General features: G+C 34.5%; 8 protein-coding genes. 5 read left to right on the forward strand and 3 right to left on the reverse strand.

Annotation, left to right across the window (positions count from 1 at the left end; translation table 11 throughout):
- Positions 1 to 7 precede the first annotated feature (7 nt).
- Entirely contained in the window at positions 8 to 193 is a 186-nt protein-coding gene (locus HU235_RS10160) for an aspartyl-phosphate phosphatase Spo0E family protein (RefSeq protein ID WP_095300841.1), read from the reverse strand.
- Positions 194 to 365: 172 nt separating this feature from the next.
- On the opposite strand from HU235_RS10160, the gene HU235_RS10165 reads away from it, so the two are divergent.
- The 3 genes from HU235_RS10165 (at position 366) to HU235_RS10175 (ending at position 2726) form a co-directional block, all read left to right on the forward strand.
- Positions 366 to 1130: a TatD family hydrolase gene (locus HU235_RS10165; protein ID WP_095300840.1), complete on the forward strand. Its 765-nt coding sequence runs from the start codon at positions 366 to 368 to the stop codon at positions 1128 to 1130.
- A gap of 37 nt (positions 1131 to 1167) precedes the next feature.
- A complete protein-coding gene (locus HU235_RS10170) occupies positions 1168 to 2067 on the forward strand; it encodes a fumarylacetoacetate hydrolase family protein (protein ID WP_095300839.1) in 900 nt (299 codons plus the stop codon).
- Positions 2068 to 2369: 302 nt separating this feature from the next.
- On the forward strand, positions 2370 to 2726 hold the full coding sequence (locus HU235_RS10175; RefSeq protein WP_145581435.1) for a YisL family protein: 357 nt from the start codon (positions 2370 to 2372) through the stop codon (positions 2724 to 2726).
- 144 nt (positions 2727 to 2870) lie between these two features.
- Here the strand turns inward: HU235_RS10175 and HU235_RS10180 are convergent, their stop codons facing one another.
- The gene (locus HU235_RS10180; protein ID WP_174880152.1) at positions 2871 to 3431 is read right to left on the reverse strand and encodes a DUF2777 family protein; all 561 of its coding nucleotides are present in this window, start codon (positions 3429 to 3431) and stop codon (positions 2871 to 2873) included.
- A gap of 224 nt (positions 3432 to 3655) precedes the next feature.
- Between HU235_RS10180 and asnB the strand changes: the two genes are divergently transcribed.
- Entirely contained in the window at positions 3656 to 5506 is a 1851-nt protein-coding gene (gene asnB, locus HU235_RS10185) for an asparagine synthase (glutamine-hydrolyzing) (RefSeq protein ID WP_174880153.1), read from the forward strand.
- Between the two features lie 104 nt (positions 5507 to 5610).
- On the opposite strand, the gene HU235_RS10190 is transcribed toward asnB, so the two are convergent.
- Positions 5611 to 6969, reverse strand: coding sequence for an MATE family efflux transporter (locus HU235_RS10190; RefSeq protein WP_174880154.1), 1359 nt, complete (start codon positions 6967 to 6969; stop codon positions 5611 to 5613).
- A 274-nt stretch (positions 6970 to 7243) separates the two neighbouring features.
- Here HU235_RS10190 and HU235_RS10195 point away from each other — a divergent pair.
- On the forward strand, positions 7244 to 7842 hold a 599-nt coding region (locus HU235_RS10195; protein WP_174880155.1), incomplete at its 3' end, for an AraC family transcriptional regulator.

Consider the following 7842-nt stretch of genomic DNA (forward strand, 5'->3'; position numbering starts at 1 on the left):
TTCAATTCTATTCTTTTTTATATGAAGTATTAACTTGATTTGAAGTTATTTTTGAGTTTCTTAACTTAATTTCATTAAGTAACAAAATATCGAGCTCTTGGCTGCAAGTAATCGTTTCGCTCGAGTTTATTCCATATTGTAAGGCTGTTTTCAATAAGGATTTTCTTTTTAATTCGATACTATTTGTAAACATTTTACGTCTCCATCTCTAAATAATTTATCTATCCTTTTATGAGGACAAGCTTATTATACATCCTTATTCTTAAAAAGTAATAGATTCGATAAAACATGCAAAAAAGATACAAATTTCTACATTTAGGTTATCGTTAACTACTTTTTTTGTGAAGAAAGGGGACTAGAGTAGGATGATTGACGCACATATCCACCTCGACCAATATGATCAAACCGGTATAAAAGAAATGATAAATAAATGGAGTGAGAATGGGATAGCAGGTGTAGTTGCGGTTTCAACGAATTTAAAATCAAGTTATGATATATTGAAGTTAAAGCAGGAGTATCCAAATTTTATCCGAGCAGCAATTGGCCATCATCCAGAGGAACCGCCACCAAATACAAGAGATTTATATGAACTTATTGATTTAGTGCATCAAGAAAGAAAACAATTAGCTGGGATTGGAGAAATCGGCTTGCCTACTTACAAGAAAGAAGAACTATATACGAAATACAGTGAGGAGCAATTTATTGACGTACTTGAAACCTTTCTTCGTGTTGCTAAAAAAGAAAATTTACCTGTTTCTTTACATGCAGTACATGAAGAGGCTAAAAAGGCATTAATATCATTAAAAAAGTTAAAAGTTGAATTGGCTCATTTTCATTGGTTGAAAGCCTCGGCTAGTACTGTCAACGAAATCGTTTCTTCTGGGTATTTTGTTTCTGTAACTCCAGAGGTTTGCTATCGTGAAAGAGACCAGTTATTGGTAAAGCAAATACCACTTGAACAATTGCTAATTGAAACAGATGGTCCGTGGCAGCATGGTGGTCCTTTTTCGGAAAGACAAACTACACCATTATTATTAAAGGAAATAACGACTTGCTTAGCGAATATTCTACATATCAGGTACAATGAATTATTAGAAATAATCTGTCATAATACTAAACAGCTATGGTAAGTGTTTAATTGAATTACATTAAAATTGGAGGTTGTTTATGAAGTTTGTTACTGCAATGATCCATAAAGAATCATTTATAGGTTTAGTACATGGAGAGAGAATTATTGATTTAGCAAAGGCAGAGAAGGAGATATTTGAATTATCCTCTATTCCAAAGTCGCTATATGAGTGTATTAAACTAGGTGATAAATTTGTCCAACATGTAAAGCAAATTGTGGACAAAATCAATGAGGAAGGTTCTGAAGGATTTTTATATCGCATAGAGGATGTTACTATACTTCCACCTATCCCACGTCCAACGAAAAACATATTTTGTGTAGGGAAAAATTATCGTGAGCATGCAATTGAAATGGGTAGTGAAGAGGACATTCCTAAACATGTTATGCTATTTTCAAAAGCACCTACAACGGTGATTGGACATGAAGATGAAATTGATCCACATTTACATATTACGAATGAGCTGGACTATGAGGGAGAGCTTGCTATCGTTATTGGTCAAAAAGGGAAGCAAATAAACGAAGCGGAAGCTATGGATTATGTGTTTGGTTATACGATTATCAATGATCTTACAGCTAGAAATCTTCAAGCACAGCATAAGCAGTTTTTATTAGGGAAAAGCCTAGATACTTCATGTCCGATGGGGCCTTATTTAGTCCATAAATCTGCGGTCTCAAATCCATATGATTTAACATTAACAACTAAGATTAATGGAGAGGTAAGGCAAAACGGGAATACAAAGGATATGATTTTTTCAATTGAGCATGTTATCTCAACTATTTCTCAAGGAACGACTCTTGAACCTGGTGATATTATTGCTACAGGGACACCTGCTGGAGTAGGCAAAGGCTTTAATCCTCCGAGATTTCTAAAGCCTGGTGATATCGTAGAGGTTGAAATTGAAGGTATAGGGGTTTTAAGGAATCGTGTAAAGGAATAACAAGTATTTATGAAAGAAAAAAAGTAGCCGGATTTAATTTGGAAAATTTGTAGACAAGCACTTTATCATGTTTATTATAATGAGCAAATTTAAAAAGTAGACACAAACAGAAATCAATTGATTTTACTATATGAGCAGTAGTTATTTACAAAAGGTTCACTAATTTTACACCTTTTTATGAGGAGAAGAGGTTAACTGTATAAGGTGAATCATGCTAAAATAGGCTTGTTTGGGAAAATAGTTTTTGTGATAGGTTTGTGGTAGATGAAACGTCACGAAAACTTTACAAGGAGGAGAAAATTATGACACATGTACATATTACGTCATGGGTAATTGCTATTATCCTATTTTTTGTCGCTACTTCTTTATTGAAATCAAAAAAAGAGAAGCAAGCAAAAATTGTTTCAATGATCCTAAGAGTTTTTTACATTCTTGTTATCGGGACAGGAGTTCTCATCCTTTCCGGGTTTACAAGTATTGATGGGGAATATATCGGTAAAATCATTTTAGGAATCTTAACAATTGGTATGATGGAAATGGTGTTAGCTAAAGTAAAAAAAGGGAAACCTGCGATGCTATTTTGGATTTTGTTCTTTGTAATACTTATCTTAACCATTTCCCTAGGCTTACGCTTGCCTGAAGGATTTGACTTGTTTTAATTAATTGAGGGTATCTCATCATATGTTTATATGACGAGGTACCTTTTTTGCTTGAGAATTTTTCGCAATCACAAGCTTGAGAAAAATGTTGATCGGAGAAATTTGTGAACCTTCATGTTGTTTTAGTCATAGAGCATTGCTTTTTTAATACATTGATACAATTAGTCGTCTTTCGCCAAAGCTTGTTGTAAATTCAAATCTGTCAGAAGAATGAATCCCGCGTTCGAAATGATGCTGAATGGCGCAAATGGATTCTTCGTTGTCAAATTGAAAAAAAGAAACACCCTTTTTATTTGCTTTGTTTGAAAAAAAGAGCAACTGATTGTAGGAATAAATACAATCATAAGGTGAAAATGATAATGAATTAAGCTGCTTAATGATTTTGACAAAGGTCTCATCAGGTAGTTCCTTTAACATTTCATCAAGTGCAAACGGAAGTGTTTTTCGGATTCGTACAGAATCGCCGCAATTTAATGTAAATAGCTCCCCATCTGTTTTCACCTTTCCTAGACCTAACCAATTCGCACTTTTCCAGCCTTGAGGACTAAGGACTTCAAGTTGTTTATCACCAAGTTCCTCTAATAAAAAAAATTCATCATTCATATCATCGTATATAACATATTGATCCTCTGTTATATCAATTTTACCAATATAGTAGGACCGCTTTTGCTTTAATAATACATCAGAACGCTTATAAGAGCTCATTTCGTAACCTCCAACATTATGTATATCCAATTTGTGTTTTTTAACGGGAATTGATGGAGAAGAAGACAGTATCATCGTTTTAGACAAATCGAACAAATTTTATGCATTTTTTTTAGGACAATTCAACATGTAAATAAAGTGGGCATACAATAAAATCTGGGCAAGGCAATCGGACGTGATATCTGTATCGATAGGTGAAAATTTTATCGGGAGTTGATGCAAGAATGTGTGGAATCACAGGTTGGGTTAACTATAAAGGGAATATCCAAAATGAAGAAGAAACAATAAGTAAAATGACGGAAACCTTAGCAAAGCGTGGGCCAGATGATACAAATATATGGGGAGAAAATCACGTGTTATTTGGTCATAAGCGGTTAGTTGTCGTTGACCCAGAATGTGGTAAGCAGCCAATGATCCGAACGAAGGAAGGGAATAGCTATACGATTTGCTACAACGGAGAACTTTATAATACGGAAGATATTCGAAAGGAGCTACTTGCAAGAGGTTATTCCTTTGTCGGACATTCAGATACAGAGGTATTGCTACAATCATATATTGAGTGGGGAGAAGAATGTGTTCACCACTTAAACGGTATTTTTGCCTTTGCAGTATGGGATTCCGCTAACGAAAAATTGTTCATTGCACGGGATCGAATGGGGGTTAAACCGTTATTTTTCAAAGAAGAAAATGGTTCGTTATTATTTGCATCTGAATTAAAAGCGATTTTAGCACATCCTTCCGTATCTGCAATTCTTGATTATACCGGTTTAGCAGAGATATTTGGAGTTGGGCCTTCAAGGACGCCAGGAGTAGGAGTATTTAAAGGAATTGATGAGCTAAGACCAGCACATGCCCTCGTATATTCCAAAAATGGGTTGAAAATTTGGAGATATTGGAATGTAAAGAGTCAAAAGCATGAAGATTCATTGGAGGAAACAGCTGAAAACGTAAGATTTTTATTTACAGATGCAGTTAAAAGACAGCTTGTATCAGATGTGCCTTTATGTACATTCCTATCGGGTGGCTTAGATTCCAGTGCGATAACTGCAATAGCTGCTAAACAATATCAACTAGAGGGAAAGGGCAATCTTCATTCATTTTCGATTGATTATGAGGATAATGAGAAATTTTTTAAAGCAAATGAGTTTCAACCAAATTCTGATGGTCCTTGGATTAAGAAAGTAAGTGAAGAATTTAACACAATTCATCACCAATGTGTCATTAGCCAGAATGAATTAGTCGATCACCTCATTGAAGCGACGTATGTAAGAGATTTACCTGGCATGGCTGATGTTGATTCATCATTACTTTGGTTTTGTCGAGAAATAAAAAAGGATTTTGTTGTAGGGTTATCTGGAGAATGTGCCGATGAAATTTTTGGGGGATATCCTTGGTTTCATCGACCAGATGATCTATCAAGTCCCGCATTTCCATGGATGCGCTCAACCGATGCGAGAGTGAATTTATTAAAGCCGGAATGGCAGGAAAAGTTAAAGCTAAATGAATATGTTCAAGCACGATATGAAGAAACCGTAAAAGAAACACCATTGTTAGAAGGTGAAACAGAAATTGAAGCAAAAAGACGCCAGCTCTTTTATTTAAATCTCCATTGGTTTATGACAAATTTACTGGACAGAAAAGATCGAATGAGTATGGGAGCAAGCTTAGAGGTTCGTGTACCATTTGCTGATCATCGACTTGTTGAATATGTATGGAATATTCCTTGGGAGATGAAAATGCATGGAGGAAGGGAAAAAGGGATATTACGAAAAGCACTAGAAGGAATTCTCCCAAATGAGGTACTCTATCGTAAAAAAAGCCCTTATCCAAAAACTCATAATCCAGAATATACGCGATTAGTGAAAAACTGGTTACAAACACTTGTAGCGAATAAAGATTCGATATTACATGTTTTATTATCAAAACAAATGCTCCAAGATTTAATTGAATCAGAAGGAAATACATTTAAAGTTCCGTGGTTTGGCCAATTAATGTCAGGACCGCAATTGCTTGCACATCTAGCACAAATTCATGTATGGTTTGAAAATTACCGTATTGATCTTGATGAAAGATAAACTGTTTGAATAAAAAATAAGGCTATCCCACAGAAAGCATCGTCATGGGATAGCCTTATCTAGTTCTAATCTTGTAACTGAAATAGAAGGTTGTTTAGTTCTTTTTAAGTAGTAACTGCTTTCTGAGCAAAACGTTTCGTCATCCAAGCACGAGATTTCCAACGGTAAAGCATTATGATTCCTCGGAACCACTCATCTGCAATAAAGGCAATCCAAACGCCAACGAGGCCCAAATCGAAGTGAATTCCTAATATATAGGCCACTGGAACAGCAATGCCCCACATTGATAAAATACCTACATAGGTCGGGAATTTTATATCTCCTGCAGCTCTTAAGGAACCGATAATGACCATATTAAAGGATCTTCCTGGTTCTAGAATAATTGTTAAGAGCACTAAAAGACCGCCGACCTCTAAAATACGTTCATTTGAAGTGAAAATTCCTAATAATGGCTTAGAGAATATACTAAAGATAACTGCCATTAAGATTGAAATTGTTATCCCAGAATATAGACTTTTTAAACAGCGTTTATAGGCGGATTCATACTCCTTTGCACCAATTAAATAACCAATTAAAATTTGTGTTCCTTGGCTAATGGCAATGCTAAATAACATCATAAACATCATTAAATTTTGCGTATAAACTCTAGTAGTAAGGGCTTCTGTACCTATCATCGTAATGAAAAAAGTGATCGCCATTTGTGATGTGTTATAGGATAATTGTTCACCAGCAGTTGGTACCCCAATACCTAATAGATTTTTAAGATGGTGCATTGGGATATGAATTAAATCTTTTAGCTTGATCGTAAAATATAACCGCTTTTTTAACATATAAAAAATGATAAATAAAGCAATAATACGAGAAACGACCGTTGAAATCGCAGCTCCTTGTACACCAAGTGCAGGTATTCCGAATGCCCCAAATATGAGAACAAAGTTACCGATTACATTTAATAGGTTCATACCAATTGTAAGAAACATCGTGTCCTTCGTATAACCATAGCTTTTTAAGATGGCACTAACAGTCATAATTAATGCTTGAACAAATGAAAAGCCACCAACGATTTGTAAATATGATTTAGCCTCTGGTATTAATTCTTCTGGTAAATTCATTAATCGAAGAATCTCATCACTAGCGATGACAATAGCAACGCTTAATATAAGACTAATTATAAGATTAGCAGAAATGGATACAATTGAAACCTCTTTAGCATCCTTAACATTATTCGCACCTAAATATTGCGTTATAAGAATCGTTGTTCCTGTTGCAATGAAACCAAACATAACGATTAATAAAAATAATATTTGATTTGACACACCGACTGCTGCCACAGAGTTATCCGAATATTGGCTAAGCATCAATGTATCAGCATTTCCCATTAGCATATGAAGCATTTGCTCGATAAAGATCGGCCATGTAAGAGCGAATAATGTCAAATTCCGATTTTTAAATTCTGATGACATTTTTATCAACACCTTTTGAAGTACGTTATTAAGTCTTAATTAGTTTACATACGTTCGTGTATAATAGAAAGAGAGGATTACGATAATTCTTGGAGAAATCCGACTATCAACATTTTTTGAGAAAGACATCATAAAATGTAAGCGTTTATCTCTCTGTTAAGCTCCTAATTGAAAAATTATTGGACAATAAATCTCATAATTTATTATTTAAAGATAAAAATTTTGCTGATAATGATGCATCATACTAGAGTAACTTTGAAAAGGGTGATTGGATATGTCATATATTGAAATGATGGTTCCTCCATTCCCAACATTAATAATGGGGGGATATGCTGTTTTTGAAAAAGGCACAAGGCATTTTAGGAGAACTTTTACAGTATTTGATTTAATCTATGTAAAGCACGGTGAATTATTTATTACAGAGGATGACATTCCTTATACGGTTGGTGAGGGGCAATATATTATTTTAGTCCCAGGATTTGAACATTTTGGCCATAAAGGCTGCTGTGTCAAAACAGAATATTATTGGCTGCATTTTTCGATGCCTAATCATTATGACCTTGTTGAGGATGGGATTGATAATTGGGCAGATATTTTGTTATCAGAAGGTGATATGGAAACTCCTTCTGCTTACCGTTTTTGTCTGCCTTGCTTTGGAGAAATTGAGAATATGAAGTTTGTAGAAAATATTTTTGATAACTTAATGAGTATTAGTCATCAAACACCAGACTATCAATTACGGCAACAATTATATTTTCAAGAATTTCTCTTACATTTACAAAAAGAGGCATGTAAAATTCCTTCTGCAGCAGAGAGAGTTGTTGAAGAAACGGTTAAATTTATTAAGGATCATTATAAGGAAGAATTAAAGAT

The sequence above is a fragment of the Metabacillus niabensis genome (assembly GCF_902829255.1).
GTDB lineage: Bacteria > Bacillota > Bacilli > Bacillales > Bacillaceae > Metabacillus > Metabacillus niabensis.

What these genes read in the sequence shown, in the direction of transcription:
- HU235_RS10175 (WP_145581435.1), top strand. Translation starts at nt 2,370, where the DNA reads ATGACACATGTACATATTACGTCATGGGTAATTGCTATTATCCTATTT.
- HU235_RS10190 (WP_174880154.1), bottom strand. Translation starts at nt 6,969, where the DNA reads ATGTCATCAGAATTTAAAAATCGGAATTTGACATTATTCGCTCTTACA.
- HU235_RS10170 (WP_095300839.1), top strand. Translation starts at nt 1,168, where the DNA reads ATGAAGTTTGTTACTGCAATGATCCATAAAGAATCATTTATAGGTTTA.
- asnB (WP_174880153.1), top strand. Translation starts at nt 3,656, where the DNA reads ATGTGTGGAATCACAGGTTGGGTTAACTATAAAGGGAATATCCAAAAT.
- HU235_RS10160 (WP_095300841.1), bottom strand. Translation starts at nt 193, where the DNA reads ATGTTTACAAATAGTATCGAATTAAAAAGAAAATCCTTATTGAAAACA.
- HU235_RS10180 (WP_174880152.1), bottom strand. Translation starts at nt 3,431, where the DNA reads ATGAGCTCTTATAAGCGTTCTGATGTATTATTAAAGCAAAAGCGGTCC.
- HU235_RS10165 (WP_095300840.1), top strand. Translation starts at nt 366, where the DNA reads ATGATTGACGCACATATCCACCTCGACCAATATGATCAAACCGGTATA.